This window comes from Tardiphaga sp. 42S5 (assembly GCF_034044155.1).
In the GTDB taxonomy this organism is placed as follows: domain Bacteria; phylum Pseudomonadota; class Alphaproteobacteria; order Rhizobiales; family Xanthobacteraceae; genus Tardiphaga; species Tardiphaga robiniae.
In genome coordinates, this window is the sequence record NZ_CP139027.1 from 2,273,537 (window position 1) to 2,295,641 (window position 22,105).

The following is a 22,105-nucleotide window of genomic DNA, read 5'->3' on the forward strand; positions in this document are numbered from 1 at the left end:
CAACCAATGATTAAGGTTAACAGCGGATGATCGAGACAGTTCGGTGAGTTGAGGAATTGTCGTGATGCGTAGACTTCTGATCGCTGCAGCGCTGCTGGGCGCAGTGCAAACCGCTCAAGCGGCTGACATGCCGGATTTTCCGGTGCTCCGCGGTTCGTTCCCCGAGGGACTGAGCTCAACACGCGCGATCTGGGACGGCTTCTATGTCGGCGGGCAGGCCAGTTATGGCTCGTCCAACATGAATTTCAGAGGCGCGAACGACCAGATTGCAACTGGCTTGATGGCATATTCGCCATTGACGTTGCAAGACGTTCCGGAGCTCGGAAAATCCAGCGATCAACGGACCGGCTACGGCGGCTTTATCGGCTACAATTCACAGTGGGAAGATGTGGTCCTCGGATTGGACGCGAGCTTTGCTCATGGGAATTTTCATGGCGGATCGTCGCCCACTCCTTTCAGATACATCAACGGCCTCGGTCAGCTCGCGACCCAGGCAAGTTCAGTGGCCTCGGTCGATATGAAAGATTTTGGCTCACTGCGAGGGCGCGCCGGCTATGTGATCGGAAACTTCCTGCCATACTTGTCCGCAGGCTTTGCGTTGGGACGTGCAGATATCGACCGGACCGTCAGCCTGCTTGGCAATTTCGACCCCTTGGTTACGACCAGATCCAGCCAGAAAGATCATTTCGTCTACGGCTATTCTGTCGGTGCTGGTGTGGACGTCATGCTGGTCGCTGGGTTCTTCCTGCGCGCCGAGTATGAATATCAACGTTTTGCGACGCCTGTTGATATTAACATCAACACTGTGCGCGGTGGTCTCGGCTACAAGTTCTGATCGTCGGGCACGCACGGCGCGGGCTGCGACCCGCGCCGTTGTTGACAACGATTATGCTGAATGCTGCTCTCACACTGGTTGAATGTGGGGCACTCATCATGAAAATCTATGGCGATCTGAATTCCGGCAATTGCCTGAAGGTGAAGTGGGTGAACGATCACCTCAAGCTTCCCTACACATGGATCAATGTCGACACCAGCAAGGGCGAGAGCCGGACGCCGGAGTTTTTGGCGCTCAACGGCGCCGGGCAGGTGCCGACCGTCGTATTCGATGACGGCCGCCCGCTCGCGCAGTCCAATGCCATCATCCGCTATCTTGCCCGCGGCAGCGATCTGATCCCCGCTGATGCCTATGAAGCCGCCAAGATGGATGAATGGCTGTTCTGGGAACAATACAGCCACGAGCCCTATATCGCGGTGTGCCGCTATCAGATTGTCTATCTCGGCAAGACGATTTCGGATCTCGATCCCGAAAAGCTCAAGCGCGGCTATTTCGCGCTGGCGCGCATGGAACATCATCTGACCTCGTCGCGCTTCCTTGTCGGTGATCGCATATCGCTGGCGGACGTGTCGCTGCTGGCCTATACGCGCGTCGCCCATGAGGGCGGCTTCCATCTCGATGGCTATGCATCGATCAGGCGCTGGATCGCCGACAGCGAGACGGCGTTGGGCATCGTATGAGCATGAAGGTCGTACTGCGGCCGGCGTGCCGCGAGGACGTTGCAGCGATCGTGGCGATGTTGGCCGATGATGCGCTCGGCCGTGGCCGCGAGCGCATCGAGGATCCGCTGCCGCAATCTTACTGCGAGGCCTTCGACAAGGTCGCGCATGACCCAAATATCCAGTTGATGGTTGCAGAAGGCGGCGATGGCAGCGTGGTCGGATGCCTGCAGCTCTGCATCCTGCCGGGCTTGAGCTCGCAGGGCGCCTCGCGTGCCCTCATCGAGGATGTTCGTGTGTCGACGACGCTGCGCAGCCAGGGTGTCGGCGAACAACTGGTGCGATGGGCCATTGGCGAGGCACAGGCGAGGGGATGCAAACTTGTCGAGCTGCTGACGCATCAGACCCGGGTCGATGCCCAGCGATTCTACAAGCGGCTCGGTTTCGCCGACAGCCATGTCGGCATGACGTTCCGCTTCTAGGCAACGCGCGATCACCATCTCGTCCGGCGGACGCCGCGCGGCGCCGTCATTGCAAGGCATCAGCAAAACCGATGGTGGTACGCCGGGACGGGCGACGTCATCCGGCCATCAATCACGCGTGATAGCGCGGAAGTCGCTTGACGCTCCGGGTTGGTTCCCATATCCACGCCAGCGGGACACCTCCCCCCAACGGGAGGCTAGCTATCTGGAAGGATAGATTATGACTGCAGCGAAGCCTTCTTCGCGGCCCAACGTGCCGCATTTCTCCTCCGGCCCCTGCGCCAAGCGCCCCGGCTGGACCCCCGAAAAACTCACCGACGCAGCCCTTGGCCGTTCGCACCGTGCGAAGATCGGCAAGAACAAGCTCAAACTCGCGATCGATCTGACGCGTGAAGTGCTTGAAGTGCCCGCCGATTACCGCATCGGTATCGTGCCGGCATCGGATACGGGCGCCGTTGAGATGGCGCTGTGGTCGCTGCTCGGGCCGCGTCCCGTCACCACCATCGCCTGGGAATCCTTCGGTGAGGGCTGGGTCTCCGACATCGTCAAGGAGCTGAAGCTCAAGGACGTCACCAAGCTGCATGCCGGCTATGGCGAACTTCCCGACCTGTCGAAGGCCGATCCGAACTCGGACATCGTCTTCACCTGGAACGGTACCACTTCCGGCGTGCGCGTACCGAATGCCGACTGGATCAAGGCTGACCGCGAAGGCCTGACCATTTGCGACGCGACCTCGGCCGCTTTCGCGCAGCCGCTCGACTGGGCGAAGCTCGATGTCGTCACCTTCTCCTGGCAGAAGGCGCTCGGCGGCGAAGCGGCTCATGGCATGCTGGTGCTGTCGCCCCGCGCCGTCGCGCGTCTGGAGAGCTACACGCCGCCATGGCCGCTGCCGAAGATCTTCCGCATGACCAAGGGCGGCAAGCTCAACGAAGGCATCTTCGTCGGTGAGACCATCAACACGCCGTCGATGCTGTGCGTCGAGGACTATCTCGATGCGCTCGGCTGGGCCAAGTCGGTCGGCGGTCTCAAGGCGCTGATCGCGCGTGCCGATGCCAACACCAAGGCGCTCGCCGACTGGAAAGCGAAGACGCCGTGGATCGACTTCCTGGCAGCTGATCCCGCGATCCGCTCCAACACGTCGGTGTGCATGAAGGTGATTGATCCCGCGATCACCGCGCTATCGCCGGACGCGCAGGCTGACTTCGCCAAGAAGCTGGTCGCGGCTGTCGAGAAGGAAAATGCCGGTTTCGACTTCGCGCATTATCGCGATGCGCCGGCTGGTCTGCGCATCTGGTGCGGTGCCACGGTCGAAGCCAAGGATGTCGAGATCCTCACGCAGTGGATCGACTGGGCCTTTGCCGAGACCAAGGCCTCGCTCGCCAAGGCGGCGTAGTTAGGTGCTTTCTTAACCTCGCCCCGCTCAGGCGAAGCGAAGCTTCGCTTGGCGGGGAGAGGTCGGCGCGTAGCGCCGGGTGAGGGGCCTGGTATGCCGTCTCACCAAACTCAGCGTTTGCGGGTCGAAAGCGGCCCCTCATCCCGACCTTCTCCCCGTAAGAACGGGGAGAAGGAGCTTGCTGTGTTTGCCGCGCCTTCATCCCATTTCATGTCAGGAACAACTCCATGACCGCCCCCAAAGTTCTCATTTCCGACGCTCTCTCTCCCGCCGCTGTGCAGATCTTTCGGGATCGCGGCATCGACGTCGACTTCCAGCCGAACCTCGGCAAGGACAAGGACAAGCTTGCCGAGATCATCGGCAACTATGACGGCCTCGCCATTCGCTCAGCGACCAAGGCAACTGCGAAGATTCTCGAAAGGGCGACGCGCCTGAAGGTGATCGGCCGCGCCGGCATCGGCGTCGACAATGTCGAAATTCCTGCGGCGACCGCCAAGGGCATCATCGTGATGAACACGCCGTTCGGCAATTCGATCACGACCGCCGAACATGCGATCACACTGATGCTCTCGCTCGCCCGCGAGATCCCGCAGGCCGATGCGTCGACGCAGGCCGGCAAGTGGGAGAAGAACCGCTTCATGGGCGTCGAGATCACCGGCAAGACGCTGGGCGTGATCGGCTGCGGCAATATCGGCGCCATCGCGGCTGACCGCGCGCTTGGCCTGCGCATGAAGGTCATCGCCTTCGATCCGTTCCTGTCGCCGGAGCGCGCCAAGGATATCGGCGTCGAGAAGGTCGAACTCGACGACCTCCTCAAGCGTGCCGACTTCATCACGCTGCACACGCCGCTCACCGAGAAGACGAAGAACATCATCGATGCCGCTGCCATCGCCAAGATGAAGCCCGGCGTGCGCATTATCAACTGCGCCCGCGGCGGTCTGGTCGACGAGCAGGCGCTGGTCGATGCGCTGAATAGCAAGCATGTCGCCGGCGCTGCCTTCGACGTGTTCGTCGAGGAGCCGGCCACCAAGAACGTGCTGTTCGGCCATCCCAATGTGATCTGCACGCCGCATTTGGGCGCATCGACAACCGAAGCGCAGGAGAATGTCGCGCTGCAGGTCGCCGAGCAGATGTCGGATTATCTGCTGTCGGGCGCGATCTCCAACGCGGTCAACTTCCCGTCGATCACCGCGGAAGAAGCACCGAAGCTGAAGCCGTTCATCGAACTCGCCGAGAAGCTTGGCTCGTTCGCGGGCCAGCTCACCGAGACCGGCATTGCCAAGGTGCAGATCACCTATGAAGGCGCGGTAGCCGAAATGAAGATCAAGGCCCTGACGTCTGCTGCATTGAGCGGGTTGCTGCGGCCGATGCTCGGCGACGTCAACGTCGTCTCCGCGCCGGCCGTTGCCAAGGAGCGCGGCATGGTGGTCGATGAAGTGGTACGCGCGGCGCAGAGCGATTACGAAAGCCTGATCACCGTCACTGTTATCACCGAACGGCAGGAACGCTCGGTGTCCGGCACCGTCTATCATGACGGCAAGCCGCGGCTGGTTGATATCAAGGGTATCCGCGTCGATGCCGAATTCGGGAAGTCGATGATCTATGTCACCAACGAGGACAAGCCGGGCTTCATCGGAAAGTTCGCCTCGCTGCTCGGCGACGCCAAGGTCAACATCGCAACCTTCCATCTCGGCCGCAACGAACAGGGCGGTGACGCCATCGCGCTGGTGGAGATCGACGGCGTTGTGCCGGCCGATGTGCTGAGCAAGGTGCAGGCGCTGCCGCAGGTGAAACAGGCCAAGGCGCTGACATTCTGAGTGTCTCTTACCCGAACTGACATTGCCGAAATCCCCGTCCGAAAGGCGGGGATTTTTTCGTTTTGCGGAAAATGTTCACATTCAGGTCGGCGCGGCAGGTTTGCCCCGCCCCGCACGTGTAAGGATTTGGGAACACTACCCCGATACATTTTACTCCGAGGAATCAGCGATCGAAAATCGCACGCCCGGGGGAATACAGCCGTGAAGCTCGCCAATATCCGTATTACGTACAAGCTCGTCGTTCTGGTGGCCGTCACCATGATCGGCCTCTGCGCCGCGGGCATTCTGGCCGCCTATATGGTCAAGAGCGAGATGCTCTCCGCGCGAACCGAGCAGCTGAAGTCGATCGTCGAAATCGGGACCAACGTAGCGGCCAGCATCCAGAAGGATGTCGCAGCAGGCAAGCTCACCAAGGAAGCCGCGACCGCCGAGCTGGTACGCCGCATCGAGCCGATGACCTATGACAACGGCAACTATCTGTTCATCTACACGATGGACGGTGAGGTGGTTCATCTGCCGGGCTTCAAGCCGGGATCCAACCGACTCGACGTCAAGGTCAGTGGCGTTGCCATTACGCGTGAATTCCGCGACGGCGTCGCAGCCAACGGCACGAAGATTCTGACCTACGAATTCCAGAAGCCCAATGAGCAGGTCCCGTCGCGCAAGATGGGCTATGCCGCGGCGCTTCCCGGCTGGAACATGTTCATTGCCACCGGTGCCTATCTCGATGACCTCGACGCCCATCTGAAGCCCATCATCTGGGCGCTCGGCCTGGCCATGCTGGCCATTGCCGCAGTGGCGGGCGCGATCGCGTGGCTGATCGGCCGTAGCATCACCAGGCCGCTCGGCATGCTGGGATCGCGCATGGAGTCGCTCGCCAATGGTGCGCTGGATGAAGAAATTCCCGGCGTTGGCCGTAGCGATGAAGTCGGTGCGATGGCCAAGACGGTTCAGGTGTTCAAGGACAACGCGCTGCGTATCCGCTCGCTCGAACAGGTCGAGGCGGATGCGCAGGGCCGTATCGCCGCGGAGCGCCGCGCCGCCATGGAGGCGATGGCCACGGATTTCGAGCGCAGCGTGACGGGTATCGTCCGCTCGGTCTCCACCGCCGCAGTCGGTATGCAGAGCACCGCGCAGTCGATGACGGCGACGGCAAGCGATGCAAGCTCGCGCGCCGCGACGGTCAGCGCAGCTTCGACGCGCTCGTCCGATAATGTCAGCACGGTCGCGGCGGCTGCGGAGGAATTGTCGGCGTCAGTCAGTGAAGTGCTGCGTCAGGTATCGGCCTCTAGTGAGATCGCCAGCAAGGCGGTGGGCGATGCCGAGCGCACCAATGCCACCGTTCAGATCCTGTCGAGCGGCGCTGAGAAGATTGGTGAAGTGGTACAGCTGATCCACAGCATTGCCTCCCAGACCAATCTGCTGGCGCTGAACGCGACCATCGAAGCCGCACGTGCCGGCGAGTCCGGTCGCGGTTTCGCGGTGGTGGCATCCGAAGTGAAGGCGCTGGCCAGCCAGACCGCCAAGGCCACCGAGGAAATTTCGGCGCAGGTCGCCGCCATGCAGGCATCGACCAGCGAGGCCGTTGCATCGATCGGCGCCATCACCGGGACCATCGCGCAAATGAGTCAGATCACCAACACGATCTCTGTGGCGGTGGAGCAGCAGGGCACGGCGACGCAAGAAATCGCGCGCAACATTCAGTCGGTGTCGGCCGGCGCGAATGAGATCAGCAATCATATCGGCGGAGTCAGTAGCGCTGCAGAGGCCACCGGCTCCGCGGCGTCACAGGTGCTGTCGAATGCAAAGGAGCTGGAGAGCCAGTCCGGCATGCTGCGCACCGCCGTGGATGAATTCCTCGCCAAGGTGAGAGCGGCCTGAGTCAAATCTTTCCCCGAGCGCGGCTTTGCTGTGCTCGGGGAGCTACCAGGCTGGGACTTGCCTGAACTATTGAGCTTCGACCGCTGCGTCGTATCGCAGCACCACCAAATTAAAATCTGCACAATGATAGTTCATAGTGGTGCGCAGATACCTGTGGCGGGATTTTTGGCGCATTCTAGGTAACCTATAACCGCGGTTGCAAAAACGGAACTACACACCACTTCACGAACTCGAAACTACACCCTGCGATGGTGACTCGCTTATTTCAGCGCGCCTTACAGGGATACTTCCCATGAATCGTTTGAAAATTTCGATCGGCCTTCGCCTCTACAGCATCATTGGCTTGAGCTTTCTTGGCCTCGCCGGGCTGGCCTGGATGCAGCTGAACACCCTCGGCGACTCGCTCAAGCAGCAGCGCCAGAGCGAATTGACCCATCTTACGGAGCTGGCGCTCGGCATCGCGCAGGAAGAATACGCGACGATCCAGCGTAGCGGTGTGTCGGACGAGGCCGCGCGCAAGACCGCAGCGGCGCGTATCGGCAAACTGCGCTACGGCAATGGCGATTACTTCTGGATCAACGACCTGCAGCCGCGCATGGTGATGCATCCGATCAAGCCCGAGATGAACGGCAGCGATCTCTCCGGGAACAAGGACCCGAACGGCAAGCGGCTGTTTGTCGAATTCGCCGATGTCGTGAAGAAGCAGAAGGCCGGCTTCGTCGACTATCTGTGGCCCAAGCCCGGCAAGGACGCACCGCAGCCGAAGCTGTCTTATGTCGTCGGCTTCGAGCCCTGGGGTTGGGTGATCGGCACCGGCGTCTATATCGACGATCTGCAGGCGCAACTTTGGGAGAGCGCGCGCACCGTGATGATCGCGGCGCTTTCCGTCATCCTCATTCTCGGCGCGCTTGCCTGGATGATTGGCCGCAGCATCACCATCCCGCTTCGCCGGCTCGGCGCGCGCATGCGCGGTCTCGCCGATGGCGCGCTGGATGAAGCGATTCCCGACGTCGACCGCGGCGACGAGATCGGCGCCATGGCCGCAACGGTTCAGGTGTTCAAGGACAACGCGGTGCGCATTCGCGGGCTCGACAAGATCGAGGTGGAATCGCAGGCCCGTGCTGCTGCCGAACGCCGTGCGGCGATGAAAAGCCTCGCCGATGATTTCGAGCGCAGCGTCAACGGCATCGTCCGTTCCGTCTCCACCGCCGCGGCCGGTATGCAGAGCACCGCGCAGTCGATGACGGCGACAGCAAGCGACGCGAGCTCGCGCGCATCGACGGTCGGTGCGGCATCGGCGCGCTCATCTGACAATGTGAGCACGGTTGCGGCAGCGGCAGAAGAACTATCGGCATCGGTCAGCGAAGTGCTGCGTCAGGTCGCAGCCTCGAGCGATATCGCCAGCAAGGCCGTGGGCGATGCGGAGCGCACCAATGCGACGGTGCAGCAGCTCTCCAGCGGCGCCGAGAAGATTGGCGAGGTCGTGCAGCTGATCCACAACATCGCCTCGCAGACCAATCTGCTTGCGCTGAACGCAACCATCGAAGCGGCACGCGCCGGTGAATCCGGCCGTGGCTTTGCGGTCGTCGCGTCGGAAGTGAAGGCACTGGCGAGCCAGACGGCCAAGGCGACCGAGGAAATCTCCGCGCAGGTTGCAGCGATGCAGGCGTCGACGCAGGAGGCTGTCAACTCGATCAACGCCATCACCGGCACGATCGCGCAGATGAGCCAGATCACCACGACGATCTCGGCGGCAGTGGAAGAGCAGGGTTCGGCCACGCAGGAGATCGCGCGCAACATCCAGTCGGTTGCCGCTGGCTCGAGCGAGGTCAGCGCTCATATCGGCGGCGTCAGCGCAGCGGCGGAAGCAACGGGGCAGGCGGCAGGCATGGTGCTGTCGAATGCAAAGGAGCTGGATGGCCAGTCGAGCATCCTGCGCAAGGCGGTGGATGAATTCCTCGCGAAGGTTCGCGCAGCGTAGAGCCTTTCCTCTTCTCTCGCGGAGGGCGAGCTCTTGTAGCGCTGCAATCGTTGCTCATCATCAAGTATCACAGGCTCGATGATTTGCGGTTTTGGTTTGTAAAGAACAAAAAAAGGTCTGTTCGGTATTCTTCTCCTCAATTGGTATTTGCACCCGCGACCTTTTTTGGAGAACTCATTGTGAAGATAAGTAATCTGACGATCACGCCCAAGCTAGGTATTCTGGTGGGTGTCATGTTGCTTGGTCTGTGCGCGTCTGGCGTTCTCGCGGGATATTTCGTTCAGCGCGAAATGATGACCTCAAGGATCGAGGAGCTTCGCCACTTCGTCGATGCCGCGCGCAGCGTGGCGATTGGATTGCAGAAACAAGTCGACGCCGGCCAGCTCACCAAGGAAGCCGCGATGGCTGAATTCGGTCGTCGTGCAAATACGATGACCTACGACAACGGCGCGGGCTACCTGTTTGGCTCCATGATGGACGGCGTGACGGTGTTGTCGCCGGATGCCAAGCAGATCGGTCAGAACCGTCTCGAGGTGGTGACCAATGGCAAGGCGATCGGTCGCGAGTGGCGCGACAGTGTTGCTGCCAAAGGCGAGCACACGATGTTCTATGACTACGTCAAACCCGGCCAGACGGAGCCGCTGCGCAAGGTTGCTTATGCCGCTGCGATCCCGGGATGGAATATGTATGTGGGCGCGGGAGCCTATCTGGAAGACCTCGATGCCAGGTTGAAGCCGATCATCTGGGCGCTCGGTTTGGCGATCCTTGCCATTGGTGCGGTTGCAGGCGGCATCGCCTGGATGATCGGTCGCAGCATCAGCCGCCCGCTCGGTCAGCTCGGTGTGCGGATGCGCACGCTGGCCGATGGCGCGCTTGAGGACGACATTCCCGGGACCGGGCGCGGCGATGAGATCGGTGCGATGGCATCGACCGTTCAGGTCTTCAAGGACAATGCGGTCCGGATCCGCGGGCTCGACAAGATCGAAGCCGAGACGCAGGCGCGCGCGTCTGCCGAGCGTCGTTCGACCATGGAGAGCATCGCCGATGATTTCGAACGCAGCGTCAACGGGATTGTCCGCTCGGTATCGGCGGCAGCGGCAGGGATGCAGACCACCGCGCAATCCATGACGGCGACCGCCAGCGATGCCAGTTCGCGTGCATCGACGGTCGGAGCCGCGTCGGAGCGGTCGTCGGACAATGTTAGCACGGTTGCAGCCGCTGCCGAGGAATTGTCGGCTTCGGTCAGCGAAGTCTTACGGCAAGTCTCGCAGTCGAGCCAAATTGCGAGCAAGGCAGTCGGCGATGCGGAGCGCACCAATGCGACCGTTCAGCTGCTGTCCAGCGGCGCGGAGAAGATCGGCGAAGTGGTTCAGTTGATCCACAGCATCGCCTCCCAGACCAACCTGCTCGCGCTGAATGCGACCATCGAAGCGGCGCGCGCCGGCGAGTCCGGCCGCGGCTTTGCGGTCGTCGCCTCTGAAGTGAAGGCATTGGCGAGCCAGACCGCCAAGGCTACCGAAGAGATCTCCGCCCAGGTCGCCGCCATGCAGGCGTCCACCAGCGAAGCCGTGCTTTCGATCAGCGCCATTACAGGCACCATTGCGCAGATGAGCGAGATCACCACCAGCATCTCCACGGCCGTCCAGGAGCAGGGCGAGGCCACGCGGGAAATCGCGCGCAACATTCAGTCGGTCGCGGCGGGCTCCAGTGAAATCAGCGAACATATCGGCGGCGTCAGCAGCGCAGCAGAAGCGACCGGGACGGCGGCCTCGCAGGTGTTGTCGAATGCCAGGGAGCTTGACACCCAGTCCGGCATGTTGCGGACGGCGGTGGACGAGTTCCTGACCAAGGTGCGGGCTGCGTAGAGGCTCTTCTTCCCCTCTCCCCTTGTGGGAGAGGAAAGTAGATCGCGCTCGAACGTAAAAAGCCCTCCCTTGCGGGAGGGCTTTCGTCGTTCAGGCTGATGCCTGCTCGCGTTGCTTACTTCGCCTTCAGGAAGTCGGCGACCTCGAGCAGCACGAACTCGTTGTCATCGGCCTTGTTCGGCTCGCGGCTCGACGAGAACGGCAGATTGTTGTCGTTGCCGACGATGATATGGGTGGCATCAACCTGGTCGACGTTCTCGATGGTGAAGAACGGGAAGGTCAGCACACCATCATTCAGCGGCTTGCGGGCCAGCTTGTTCGGGTCCTGGATCTTCATCAGGTCGATGAAGCCGATCTTGCGAACGGGCTTGCCGACATTGGCGTCGTTCAGTTCGATCTTGTAGACCTTCTTGAACTTGGCGAGATCCGGGAAGCAGTCTTCACCGCGCTTGCCGTCGGCGCAGGCCTTGTCCTTGGTGCCTTCGCCGTTGTCACGCTCGATGATCAGGCCGTTGTCGGCGGTGATCATGTTGAAGTCGCCAATGGCATTGCCGTTCTGTTCGAACACGTACTGCCAGTAGCGACCGGTGAACTTCTCGTTGGCGACGTCGAATTCCAGGATGCGCGAGGCTTCCTTGCCGTCGACCTTTTCCCAGTCCTTCTTCTCGGCATCCCACAATGGTCCTTCGAGCAGGCCGTAGAGGAACTTGCTATCCTTGGAGGAGGCGAAGCCTTCATAGCCCTTGGAGCGGCGCAGATTGACCGTGGTGTAGGTGGCGCCCGGCGCACCCGGCGACTGCACCGACCAATGGTCAGGCGAGCGCACCGGCTTGCCGTCGGCGACGGTGTCGAACACGGCCAACACCTTGCCGGTCTTGTCGGCCTTGATGATATAGGGGCCGAATTCTTCGCCGATCCAGAAATTGTCACCAACGATCTGGAAGCCTTCGGTGTCGACATCGGCGCCGGTCAGATAGCGCTTGGCGGTGTCTTCATGAACGATGCGGAACGGCACCTTCTTGTCGGGATCGTGCAGGAACACGGTGGCCTGACGCTCGACCCTGCCGTTTTTCCAGTCGATCTTGTGATGATTGAGATAGATCATGTAGTCGGCCGAATTGTAGCGCGAGCCGGCGCCATTGTCGGTCAGCACCCAGAACGAACCGTCGGGCATCACCTTGATGCCGGAATGGCCCTGCAGCGGCTGGCCCTTCATCGGCAGCGAGATGCCGGTGGCGCGCTCATAGGACTTGCCCATCACGGTGCCGAGCGCGTCGACGCGCTTGCCGGTGGTGTATTTGCCCGAGGTCTTCAGGTCATTCGGTGCGTCGGCAGGGGCGTCGATGGTCGACGTCGCCGGCAGCACGGCATGGCCGGCGAGCTTGGCTGGAAATTCGCCTTCCGACTGCGCAAAGGCTGCGGAAGAAAGCATGACGAGGGAAGCGACGGAGCAGAGGAATGTGCTGCGCATGGTTGTCTCCTTTGTGGTGACCATGCGGCGTGTTCTGGGGCGCGGGCGTTACGCTGCGCTGACAGTTCCGTGACAAGAAAATGACGAGAGGGGAAAACCCTGCGACATGCAGTCGCCGAGTCTGCGGGTTAGGCGCGGTTCCTCTTCATTCAACCCACGCAAAACCACGTCATGGCCGGGCAAAGCGCGAAGCGCGGCTTCGCTGGATGTCCCGGCCGTCCACGTCTTCTTTGTGGCCGAGACGTGGATACCCGGCATTCGCCGGGCATGACGAACATACCTGCCGTGCGGTTCTATCTGAAATGCGCCTACTGCTTCTCGATCCCCGCATCCGTGATCAGCTTCTCCCACACCTTGAGCTGATCCTTCAGGAAGGCGTCGAATTCTTCCGGCGTACCGGAAAAGGCTTCCATGCCGCGGTTGGCCAGGTCTTTCTGGATTTCGGGGCGCTCGACGATCTTGCGGATTTCGGCGTTGAGCTTGACGACGATGTCTTTCGGCATGTTGGCCGGGCCGAGATAGCCCTGCCACGACGTAATGTCGAAGCCCTTCACGCCGGCCTCGTCCATGGTCGGCAGATCCGGCAGCAGTTTGGAGCGATACTTGGTGGTCACCGCGAGCGACTTCAACGCCTTGGCGTTGACATGCGGCAGGCCGGTCGGGACGTCCACGAACATCATGCTGACACGGCCGGCGATGACATCGGTGAGCGCCGGTGGTGAGCTCTTGTAAGGCACGTGCAGGAGATCGAGCTTGGCGAGGCGGGCAAAGGTCGCGCCCGAGACGATCGCCGACGAACTGCCCGATGCGTAGGAGTACTTGCCCGGCTCTTTCTTGGCGAGCGCGATCAGCTCTTCCACGGAGTTGGCGGGAATCTCAGGATTGATCACCAGCATGAAGGGCAGGTCGCCGGTGCGCGCGATCGGCGTGAAATCCTTGATCGGATCATAGCTCATGGTCTTGAGCAGAAAAGGATTGGCCGAATGCGTCGTGTTGGTCGTGACGAACAGCGTGTAACCGTCGGCGGGGGCGCGAGCGACGAAACTGGCGGCGATCGAGCCATTGGCGCCGGCCTTGTTGTCGATCACGGTGTTGGCGTTCAGTGCGGTGCCGAGTTCCTTGGCGATCAGGCGCGTCGTGGTGTCAGTGCCGCTGCCGGCGGCGAAAGGGAGCACCAGCGTGATCGCCCGGTTTGGATAATTCGCGGTTTGTGCGACGGCATCCGGGGTCGCCAACAGCAGCGCTCCGATAAACGATGCGCTCGCCACACCGCGAAGAACTGAAAGTCCGTGCATTCCGCTTTTCTCCCTGAATCGGCTTTGGTAGCCCACATTTGTTGCGGGCAAACTAGCGGAGGTCGGTGACGCACGGAAGCGGAAAGGTATGCAGTTCAGGTAAGCGCGCTGTCGATGGTGTAGGCCATGCATCGACGTCTGCTGCACCGGGTCGACCTTATCGCGTTCGTGAGCGACAGCACCTGCAGACGGCCGCTGATCTCCGCAGCATCTCCACGTCGGGGTCGGTGCGAATGCCGGGGCGAACTCCGGAGCACGCACGGTCGTTTCGTCGCGGTCCTTCTCGTCCCCGCTATTGCTTCCCGACCAGCGGACAGGTTCAGCGCCGCGCAGGCGCAAAGCTCTTTGACAAATGCAAAGCAGCTCTTATATAAATTAGAATAGTTCTAAATTAATTAAGGCATTGATATGAAGGCGTTTTCTGAGCTCACCGAACGCGAGGTGCTAGCGGTTGCGATCTCCAGCGAGGAAGAGGACAGCCGGATCTATCTCAGCTTCGCCGAGGATTTGGCAGAGCGCTATCCCGATTCCGCGAAAGTCTTCAGCGAGATGGCCGAAGAGGAAAAGGGCCACCGGCATCTGCTGTTGCAGATGTATGAGGAGCGCTTCGGACCGAACCTTCCGCCGATCCGGCGCGAAGACGTCAAGGGCTTCATCCGCCGCCGACCAATCTGGCTCACGCGCAACCTGTCGCTCGACACCATCCGCAAGGAGGCCGAGAGGATGGAGTTCGAGGCCGAGCGCTTTTACGCCAGGGCTGCCGAGCAGGCGACGGATGTCGGCGTTCGCAAGTTGCTGGGCGATCTGGCCGAGCTGGAAAAAGGACACGAGCATCTCGCGGCCAAACTATCGGATGCCATCCTGACGTCCGACGTTCGTACGGTGGAGGACAACACCCGCCACCGGATGTTCGTCCTGCAATATGTCCAGCCAGGTCTTGCGGGCTTGATGGACGGCTCCGTATCGACGCTGGCGCCGCTGTTTGCGGCCGCGTTTGCAACACATCACAACTGGCAGACATTCCTTGTTGGCCTCGCCGCGTCGATCGGCGCCGGCATCAGCATGGGTTTCGCCGAAGCACTGTCGGACGATGGCTCCATGACCGGACGCGGCTCGCCGTGGTTGCGTGGGGGCATCTGCGGGCTGATGACGACGCTGGGCGGTCTCGGCCATACTCTGCCTTATCTCGTGCCGGACAGCTGGCCGAATGCATTCTGGATCGCGACGGCTATCGCGGGTGTTGTCGTTTTTTTCGAACTCTGGGCCATCGCCTATATCAGGGCGCGCTATATGGATACGCCGTTCCTGCAGGCCGTCTTTCAGGTGGTGCTTGGCGGCGTCATCGTTCTGGCGGTGGGAATATTGATCGGAGGCGCGTAGCGGGTGGGGAGGCGTCAGATGGCGTCGTTGCGCGGGATGGCGTAGGTTCTATGCGCGGGAAACCCTGCTGCTCGTCCCGCCGATGATGAGTGTGTGCGATGCATGATCGCGGCAGGTGCGATCGCGGGCAGCTTACGGGTGAAGGAGCGTCCCATGTATGCTGCCATTCGTCAGAGCAAGGCAAAGACCGGCATGGCTGAGGAACTGACGCGCAGGATCAAGGAAGGTGCCATTCCGATCATCAGTGATGTCGAAGGTTTCATGGCCTATTATGTGGTCTATGCGTCCGACGATACGGTGACGGCGATCAGCATCTTCAACAATTTCGCGGGCGCCGAGGAGTCGAACCGACGCGGGCTCGCGTGGAGCGAACAGAATCTGGCGCCCTTGCTGATTGGACCAGCCACAGCGATAGCCGGGCCGGTTATCGTTCATACGTTGGCATAACGCGCGCGGGACAGGTGCTATGCCGGGCGGTGGCGTGTGCGCGTAGATTACTCGCTAGATTCTCAATCTCCCAGCAGGCGCTTCGCGCCGGCGATTGCGCGGCGCGCGACTTCGGGGCCGCGCTCCCGGGTCAGCGCATCCATCGGCACTTCGAGCGCGACCGGAATATGCTTCGGCAGGTGCGCGGCGATGGCGCAGAGGTCGATGCCGCCGTCGCCGGGTGGCAGCCGTTCAGCGCGCGCGGTGTGCAGCAGTCCTTCCACCGTGCCAGGCTTCTCCGCCGGAGCATCGCAAAAATGGAAAAACGGCAGCAAGCGCGATGGCATGTCGTCGAGTTCGGCGAGGCTGCTGTCGGAGCGGTCGAAATGCAGCGTATCGACAAGGATACCCGCATTGGCGCGGCCTGCGGTCTCGACGATGGCGCGCGCCTTGTGCAGGTTCGACACATTGGTCCAGGGAAAGAACTCCATCACCGGCATGATGCCGTATCGCGCCGCAAGATCGGCGATGGCCGCCAGTCGGTCGGCGAGGCGGGACAAGTCGGGATCATAGGGCGCGACGATGACATGGCGTGCTCCGAGCTCCGCGCCGGCGGTGAGTATCGGCTCAAGCGCCGCGACGTCGATCCCGGGCGTGATCTTGACGAGTTCAATATCGAGCACGTGCAGTCCGGTATCGGCGAGACGCGCCTTGGTTTGCCGCATCATCGCCTTGTCGTTCATCAGCGGGTAGCCAGGGCTTTCCGCGGTCACGGCGATCAGTCTCAGTCCGACACTCCGGTAGTCGCAGCGCGCGGCAACGTCGATCATCTCTGGCGGCGCCAGCGATAGCACGGTGAGGTGGGCGAGCGAGAAAACGGTCATGTGATGTTTCTACTCCCGATGTCAGGCTGGCCGGAGCGGATGTTCGGTCTATCGCCGTGATGCGATGAATACGCCCGACAGCACCAGCACGTAACCGATAAGGTGAAACAGTTGCGGCTGTTCGCCGAGAAACGCGATGGCCAATACCGATCCGAACACCGGCATGAGATGCAGAAATGGTGCCGCCCGATTCGGGCCGATCAGCGCGATGCCGCGATTGAAGAACAGATAGGCCAGCGCCGACGGAAAGATCATGGCATAGGCGAGCGTCAGCAGCGTTACGGTGTCGAAGATCAGCGGTGAACCGGAATTGAGTTCCCAGATGCTGACCGGCAGGGTCAGGATCGCGCCGCCCGCGGTGGTGAAAGCAATCAGCGACATCGGGTGCGTCACCGGCCGCCGCAGCATCAGCGCCGAATAGATGCCGAACACGAGCAGCGCTGCGAACAGCATCGCATCGCCCTTGTTGATCTGGATACTGGCCAGTGCGGTGAGATCGCCGCGCAGGATGATGATCAGCACGCCGGCCATGGAGACCACAATGCCGAGCAGTTGCGCCAGCGTCAGCCTCACGCCGAACAGGATCAGCGTCCACAGCGCGACGCAGAGGGGGCCCGACGACTGGATCAGCAGCGCATTCAGGGCCTGCGTGTATTTCAGGCCCCAATAGGCCAGTACCGTATTGGCAGCGAAGCCGGTCAGCGCCAGCATGGTCATGAGAGAAAGTTGCGCGCGGAGAACCGGCCAGTCCGTGCGCAGATGCGTCCAGGCGAAGGGCAGCAACAGGAAAAAGGCCCCGATCCAACGCACGCAGGCCAGCGTCACTGGCGGTACGTGGCCGGCGACATAGCGGCCGAGCACGATATTCCCGGCCCAGAACAGCGAGGTGAGGCTGAGCAGGAGATAAGGCTGGTTGGCGAACCAGCCGACGATCGTTTGTCGCGGCGGAGCGGAAGGGGTCATCGGCTCGATGGTCAATGCAGCTTTCCATAGGCGGCAGTTCGCCGGGTGGCACAAGTCACGCTGGCGCGCGGGCACCATGCGCGGCAGCGGAGCGCGCATCGGTAGATGCGTCGAATGGACGCCAGGAATGAGCCTCGATTCAGGTATTTAGATGCCGAAAAACACGCAAGATCAGACGATTATACCTTTTCCGCCAGGCGAACATTAACTGCTTTCCAACGGCTAGCCGATAGAACTGAATCATAATGATGGAACTTGTTTCTTGAATTGCGGGTCTGGATACCTCGTCGACGTTGTGCAGTGAGTGTGTCTGGAGCCGTTCGGCTTTGAGCGCACGACCGAGGGGTCGGCGCGACAGGAGATCGCAATGCCATTGTCCACCTTCCAACCCAAACCCGGCCGTCGCCGGGGTCTCGGTCTTGGCCCGCGCATCATGTTGATGACGGTCTCCGGCATTCTCATCCTCGGCGTCTGCATCACGCTGGTCGCCAAATATGTGCTCGAACAGGGCGCCGCCAAATCCGCGACAGAGCGGGTCGAGACCAATATGCGCGTCGCCTGGAACGTGCTGCGTGAGAGCGGCGACAAATACAGTATCGCGGATGGCAAGCTGCTGGCGGACGGCAAGCCGCTGAACGGCAATTTCGCAGCGGTCGACAAGATCAAGACGCTGGTCGGCGGCACCGCAACGATCTTCATGAATGACACCCGCATCTCCACCAATGTGATGAAGCCGGATGGCACCCGCGCTATCGGCACGCAGCTGGCGAAAGGGCCGGCCTATGACGCAGTCTTCAATGGCAAGACCGCGTTCCGTGGTGAAGTGGCTATCCTCGGCGAGCCGTATATGACCGTCTATGATCCGATCTTCGACGCCAGCCGCAACGTGATTGGCATCCTCTATGTGGGCATCAAGAAGGTCGAGTTTCTCGAAACCGCCAACGACACGCTCTGGACCATTATCTATGCGACGCTCGGCGTGATGCTACTCGCCATCATTGTCAGCTATGTTGTGGCGCGCAGCAGCGTGGTGCGTCCGTTGAAGGCAAGCATCGCCACGATGAACAAGCTCGCCAAAGGAGACCTCACCGTCGACATTCCGGCAAGCAAGCGCGCCGACGAGATCGGGGAGATCATGACGGCGCTCGGTGTGTTTAAGGCCAACGGCCTCGAAGTCGAGCGCATGAAGACCGAGCAGCTCGCGACGGAAAACCGCACGGCCGAGCAGCGTAAGGCGGAGATGATGAAACTGGCCGCCGATTTCGAAGGCGCCGTCGGCCAGATTGTCGAGACCGTGTCATCCGCCTCGAAGGAACTGGAAGGTTCGGCCACCACATTGACGGCAACATCGGATCGCTCGCAGGCTTTGGCGATCGCTGTGTCGGCGGCATCGGAAGAAGCTGCCACCAATGTGCAGTCGGTCGCATCCGCCACCGAGGAAATGTCGTCGTCCGTGCACGAGATCAGCCGCCAGGTGCAGGGCGCCGCGCGCATTGCCAGCGAGGCCGTTACGCAGGCTGACAATACCAACAACCGCGTCAGCGAACTGGCGACGGCTGCGGCACGCATCGGCGATGTCGTCGAGTTGATCAACAATATTGCGGGGCAGACCAATCTGCTGGCGCTCAATGCGACCATCGAGGCCGCGCGCGCCGGTGAGGCCGGTCGCGGCTTTGCGGTGGTCGCCGCGGAAGTGAAAGCGCTGGCCGAGCAGACTGCGAAGGCCACTGGCGAGATCAGCCAGCAGGTCAGCGGCATCCAGAAGGCGACCGAGGATTCGGTGTCGGCCATCAAGGAGATCTCCATGACCATCGGCCAGATGTCGGAGATCGCCTCCGCCATCGCATCGGCCGTTGAAGAGCAGGGCGCCACCACGCAGGAGATTTCGCGCAACGTGCAGCAGGCCGCAGCAGGCACTATGCAGGTGAGTTCGAACATCACCGACGTGCAGCGCGGCGTCGAAGAAGCAGGCTCCGCCTCGTCGCAGGTTCTGTCCGCGGCACAGTCGCTGTCCAGCGAAAGCACGCGACTGAAGCAGGAGGTCGGCAACTTCCTGCGCTCGGTGCGCGCCGCGTAACTATCCACCGGGAAAGACAAGAATCGCGCGCGACGGCGCCACAGCTATTTGCGGGCAGACATAACCGTCGCGCCTGGACTGCATCTTGCTGAGAAAAATACCCGCTGAATTTAGAACCATTAAAATCTGCGGCAGTGATGTCACACTGCCGCAGAATGCTTGTTGTTTGGAACGCTTCTATTGGCGATGACGCGGCCGTCCCTCTAACCCCGATCCATCACATGAGGGCATCCATCATCGAATATGTCGATGCGGATGAGATTTGGGGATCGCCTTGAACAACACCATTCGTCTGTCGCGTCTCGCGCTTCTGTCGTCGGTCTGCGCGCTCAGCGTCGTCACGCTCGATACGTCGCTGGCGCAGTCCAGTTCCACGCAGAGCGGTGCGCAGCCCCTGCCGCCCGTGGTCGTCAACCAGCCGCAGCAGCATCGCCGCGCGGCCGCCGCGCCGAGCCGCACGCCGCGCGCCCGCACCGCCGTCGCCCCGCGTCCGGTCGCTCCGCGCCAGACCAATGTTTTCGTGGAAAGCCCGCGCGGTCCGATCCAGGGCTATGTCGCCAATCGCAGCTCGACCGGCACGAAGACCAACACGCCAATCAACGAGACGCCGCAGGCGATCTCGGTGATCGGCGCCGAACAGATCCGCGATCAGAAGCCCACCAAGCTCGACGAAGTGTTGCGCTACGCGCCTGGTGTTTTCGCAGGCACGTTCGGCTCCGATACCCGCAATGATTGGTTCCTGATCCGCGGCTTCAAGGCCGACGACAACAGCGTGTTCCTTGACGGCATGCAGTTGTTCGCCACGGCGTTCGCGACATGGAAGCTGCAGCCTTTCAACATGGAGCGCGTTGAGGTTCTGCGCGGGCCGTCGTCCGTGCTGTACGGTGGCAGCAGCACTGGTGGTATCGTCAACGTAGTGAGTAAGATGCCGCCGGCCGAGCCGATCCGCTATATGGAGGTCGGCGTCAATAATTATGGCAACAGCTATCTGTCATTCGATGTCGGTGGCCCGGTCGCAACGCCGATCGAAAACGGCAAGATCTTCACCCGACTGGTCGGGCAGGTGAAGGGCGGCGACACACAGACTGATTATATTTCCGACAACAACTACTTCATCGCGCCGTCGATAACCTGGAAGCCGGACGCGGATACATCGCTGACAGTTCTGGCATCTGCTTCGAAGAACGACTCGCGGGTACAGGGCTTCCTGCCTTATACCGGGACCGTGGTCGCCGCGCCCTACGGCCGTATCGGAACCGGCTTCTTCGCCAGCGAGCCGAGTGCAGATCGTTTTACGCGCGAGCAGGAAATGCTTGGCTATCTGTTCGAACGGCGCCTGTCGGACAGTGTCACCTTCCGCCAGAATGCACGTTTCGCACACACGGACGTCAATCTATCGACGCTGCAGGGACTTGGTACCAATGCGACCGGCGATCTGTCGCGTTTGTATTTTGCGACCCGCGGTATCGCGAACCAGGCCAACCTCGATAATCAGGTTGAATATCGCTTTAGCACCGGCGCAGTGCAGCACACGTCGCTGTTCGGTCTCGACATGCGCTACTACCAGATCAGCGATTTTCAGGCCTCGCTGTTTCCTGCCACCTCGATCAATGTCGTGAATCCGGTCTACACGCCGAACGCCCAGTTCGCTGGAGTGCCTTATCGCGATGGCACCCTGACGCAGAAGCAGCTCGGCGTATATGCCCAGGATCAGATCAAGCTCGATCGCTTCACGCTCGTGCTGAGCGGCCGCAACGACTTCGTCACGACGGACGATGTCAGCAGGCTGGGCGCTGGATCCAGCGCAACCCGCGAAGACAGCAAGTTCACTGGACGCGCCGGGTTGATCTACAATTTCGACAACGGTCTCGCGCCGTATGTCTCCTACGCGACCAGTTACAATCCGCTGACCGGTGTGGTGTTCTCAACGGGAGCACTGCGGTTGCCGGAGACCGGACAGCAGACCGAGGTTGGCGTCAAATTTCAGCCCAATGGCTTCAACGGTCATTTCGGCGTGGCTCTGTTCGACCTGAAGCGACAGAACACGCCATCGACTGACTTTCCCAACTCGAACCTGCCAGCGCAGCTTGGCGAGGTAACGTCGCGGGGTATCGAGCTTGAGGCCGTCGCCAATCTGGCGCCGGGCTTCAAGGTGGTCGGCTCGTTCACGTCCTATAATCTCTTCATCAGTCAGGATCTCAATCCGCTGTTGATCGGCAAGGTCCCGACCGCTGCGCCGCGTCAGCTGGCATCGGGTTGGGCGGACTATACGTTCCAGTCAGGTGCGTTCGCTGGCTTCGGCTTCGGCGGCGGCGTACGCTATGTCGGTGCGTCCTATGCCGATCCTGCCAATCAGCAAGCGGTTCCGTCGCGTGTGCTCGGTGACCTTGCAGTTCACTACGAGTGGCAGAACTGGCGCTTGGCGGTCAATCTTCAGAATGTCGCGGACGAGATCTATGTTAGTAGCTGTTCTGATCCGAACTCCTGCTTCTATGGCGATCGCCGCCGCGTGACCGGCAGCATCGGCTACAAGTGGTAACGGTACGGGCGAGCGAAACGGCACGGCAATAGGTCGCCGTACGTCCCGCTCGCCGCACGGTCGCCACGTCAAAATGATCTGCCCATGTCGTCTCCGGCTTGCCGGGGACGACATTTTCAGTAGCTGAAGAAGGATCGATCCCCTGAAAGCGCGTACG

16 protein-coding genes are annotated in these 22,105 nt (G+C 61.3%); 12 read left to right on the plus strand and 4 right to left on the minus strand.

The genetic code is table 11. From position 1 onward, the window contains the following. Window positions 1-64 precede the first annotated feature (64 nt). The 8 genes from SFY93_RS10630 to SFY93_RS10665 all read left to right on the plus strand — a co-directional run bounded on the left by SFY93_RS10630 (window position 65) and on the right by SFY93_RS10665 (window position 10,913). Window positions 65-835 (plus strand): outer membrane protein, encoded by a 771-nt coding sequence (locus tag SFY93_RS10630; protein ID WP_320447050.1) that lies wholly within the window; start codon window positions 65-67, stop codon window positions 833-835. 98 nt (window positions 836-933) lie between these two features. Next, window positions 934-1,515 (plus strand): glutathione S-transferase family protein, encoded by a 582-nt coding sequence (locus SFY93_RS10635; protein ID WP_320447740.1) that lies wholly within the window; start codon window positions 934-936, stop codon window positions 1,513-1,515. Window positions 1,516-1,517: 2 nt separating this feature from the next. Beyond that, window positions 1,518-1,976, plus strand: coding sequence for a GNAT family N-acetyltransferase (locus tag SFY93_RS10640; RefSeq protein ID WP_414717140.1), 459 nt, complete (start codon window positions 1,518-1,520; stop codon window positions 1,974-1,976). Between the two features lie 220 nt (window positions 1,977-2,196). Then, the gene (locus tag SFY93_RS10645; RefSeq protein ID WP_320447052.1) at window positions 2,197-3,369 is read left to right on the plus strand and encodes a phosphoserine transaminase; all 1,173 of its coding nucleotides are present in this window, start codon (window positions 2,197-2,199) and stop codon (window positions 3,367-3,369) included. A 227-nt stretch (window positions 3,370-3,596) separates the two neighbouring features. Then, complete coding sequence (gene serA, locus SFY93_RS10650) at window positions 3,597-5,186, plus strand: phosphoglycerate dehydrogenase (protein WP_315840882.1); 1,590 nt, start codon at window positions 3,597-3,599, stop codon at window positions 5,184-5,186. A 201-nt stretch (window positions 5,187-5,387) separates the two neighbouring features. Further along, complete coding sequence (locus SFY93_RS10655) at window positions 5,388-7,067, plus strand: methyl-accepting chemotaxis protein (RefSeq protein ID WP_320447053.1); 1,680 nt, start codon at window positions 5,388-5,390, stop codon at window positions 7,065-7,067. A gap of 292 nt (window positions 7,068-7,359) precedes the next feature. Continuing rightward, window positions 7,360-9,048, plus strand: a complete 1,689-nt coding sequence (locus SFY93_RS10660; RefSeq protein WP_320447054.1) for a cache domain-containing protein — start codon at window positions 7,360-7,362, stop codon at window positions 9,046-9,048. Between the two features lie 179 nt (window positions 9,049-9,227). Then, window positions 9,228-10,913, plus strand: a complete 1,686-nt coding sequence (locus SFY93_RS10665; RefSeq protein WP_320447055.1) for a methyl-accepting chemotaxis protein — start codon at window positions 9,228-9,230, stop codon at window positions 10,911-10,913. Window positions 10,914-11,028: 115 nt separating this feature from the next. Here SFY93_RS10665 and SFY93_RS10670 read toward each other — a convergent pair whose 3' ends face one another. Together SFY93_RS10670 and SFY93_RS10675 are read right to left on the minus strand one after the other, a co-directional pair. After that, window positions 11,029-12,384 carry an esterase-like activity of phytase family protein gene (locus tag SFY93_RS10670; RefSeq protein ID WP_320447056.1) on the minus strand — a complete coding sequence of 452 codons (1,356 nt, stop codon included), beginning with the start codon at window positions 12,382-12,384 and terminating at the stop codon, window positions 11,029-11,031. 308 nt (window positions 12,385-12,692) lie between these two features. Then, window positions 12,693-13,679 carry a Bug family tripartite tricarboxylate transporter substrate binding protein gene (locus SFY93_RS10675; RefSeq protein ID WP_320447057.1) on the minus strand — a complete coding sequence of 329 codons (987 nt, stop codon included), beginning with the start codon at window positions 13,677-13,679 and terminating at the stop codon, window positions 12,693-12,695. Window positions 13,680-14,087: 408 nt separating this feature from the next. Here SFY93_RS10675 and mbfA point away from each other — a divergent pair, with 408 nt between their 5' ends. Continuing rightward, a complete protein-coding gene (gene mbfA, locus SFY93_RS10680; protein ID WP_309947304.1) occupies window positions 14,088-15,059 on the plus strand; it encodes an iron exporter MbfA in 972 nt (323 codons plus the stop codon). A gap of 153 nt (window positions 15,060-15,212) precedes the next feature. Further along, window positions 15,213-15,506, plus strand: coding sequence for an antibiotic biosynthesis monooxygenase (locus SFY93_RS10685; protein ID WP_089263582.1), 294 nt, complete (start codon window positions 15,213-15,215; stop codon window positions 15,504-15,506). 62 nt (window positions 15,507-15,568) lie between these two features. Here SFY93_RS10685 and SFY93_RS10690 read toward each other — a convergent pair whose 3' ends face one another. Together SFY93_RS10690 and SFY93_RS10695 are read right to left on the minus strand one after the other, a co-directional pair. After that, window positions 15,569-16,369 (minus strand): sugar phosphate isomerase/epimerase family protein, encoded by an 801-nt coding sequence (locus SFY93_RS10690; RefSeq protein ID WP_320447058.1) that lies wholly within the window; start codon window positions 16,367-16,369, stop codon window positions 15,569-15,571. A 48-nt stretch (window positions 16,370-16,417) separates the two neighbouring features. Further along, window positions 16,418-17,332: a DMT family transporter gene (locus SFY93_RS10695; RefSeq protein ID WP_068731383.1), complete on the minus strand. Its 915-nt coding sequence runs from the start codon at window positions 17,330-17,332 to the stop codon at window positions 16,418-16,420. Between the two features lie 367 nt (window positions 17,333-17,699). Between SFY93_RS10695 and SFY93_RS10700 the strand changes: the two genes are divergently transcribed. Further along, the gene (locus SFY93_RS10700; protein WP_320447059.1) at window positions 17,700-19,409 is read left to right on the plus strand and encodes a methyl-accepting chemotaxis protein; all 1,710 of its coding nucleotides are present in this window, start codon (window positions 17,700-17,702) and stop codon (window positions 19,407-19,409) included. Between the two features lie 274 nt (window positions 19,410-19,683). Continuing rightward, on the plus strand, window positions 19,684-21,948 hold the full coding sequence (locus SFY93_RS10705; protein ID WP_320447060.1) for a TonB-dependent siderophore receptor: 2,265 nt from the start codon (window positions 19,684-19,686) through the stop codon (window positions 21,946-21,948). Window positions 21,949-22,105: the final 157 nt, after the last annotated feature.

What these genes read in the sequence shown, in the direction of transcription:
- SFY93_RS10630 (WP_320447050.1), top strand. Translation starts at nt 65, where the DNA reads ATGCGTAGACTTCTGATCGCTGCAGCGCTGCTGGGCGCAGTGCAAACC.
- SFY93_RS10635 (WP_320447740.1), top strand. Translation starts at nt 934, where the DNA reads ATGAAAATCTATGGCGATCTGAATTCCGGCAATTGCCTGAAGGTGAAG.
- SFY93_RS10640 (WP_414717140.1), top strand. Translation starts at nt 1,518, where the DNA reads ATGAAGGTCGTACTGCGGCCGGCGTGCCGCGAGGACGTTGCAGCGATC.
- SFY93_RS10645 (WP_320447052.1), top strand. Translation starts at nt 2,197, where the DNA reads ATGACTGCAGCGAAGCCTTCTTCGCGGCCCAACGTGCCGCATTTCTCC.
- serA (WP_315840882.1), top strand. Translation starts at nt 3,597, where the DNA reads ATGACCGCCCCCAAAGTTCTCATTTCCGACGCTCTCTCTCCCGCCGCT.
- SFY93_RS10660 (WP_320447054.1), top strand. Translation starts at nt 7,360, where the DNA reads ATGAATCGTTTGAAAATTTCGATCGGCCTTCGCCTCTACAGCATCATT.
- SFY93_RS10670 (WP_320447056.1), bottom strand. Translation starts at nt 12,384, where the DNA reads ATGCGCAGCACATTCCTCTGCTCCGTCGCTTCCCTCGTCATGCTTTCT.
- SFY93_RS10675 (WP_320447057.1), bottom strand. Translation starts at nt 13,679, where the DNA reads ATGCACGGACTTTCAGTTCTTCGCGGTGTGGCGAGCGCATCGTTTATC.
- mbfA (WP_309947304.1), top strand. Translation starts at nt 14,088, where the DNA reads ATGAAGGCGTTTTCTGAGCTCACCGAACGCGAGGTGCTAGCGGTTGCG.
- SFY93_RS10685 (WP_089263582.1), top strand. Translation starts at nt 15,213, where the DNA reads ATGTATGCTGCCATTCGTCAGAGCAAGGCAAAGACCGGCATGGCTGAG.
- SFY93_RS10690 (WP_320447058.1), bottom strand. Translation starts at nt 16,369, where the DNA reads ATGACCGTTTTCTCGCTCGCCCACCTCACCGTGCTATCGCTGGCGCCG.
- SFY93_RS10695 (WP_068731383.1), bottom strand. Translation starts at nt 17,332, where the DNA reads ATGACCCCTTCCGCTCCGCCGCGACAAACGATCGTCGGCTGGTTCGCC.
- SFY93_RS10700 (WP_320447059.1), top strand. Translation starts at nt 17,700, where the DNA reads ATGCCATTGTCCACCTTCCAACCCAAACCCGGCCGTCGCCGGGGTCTC.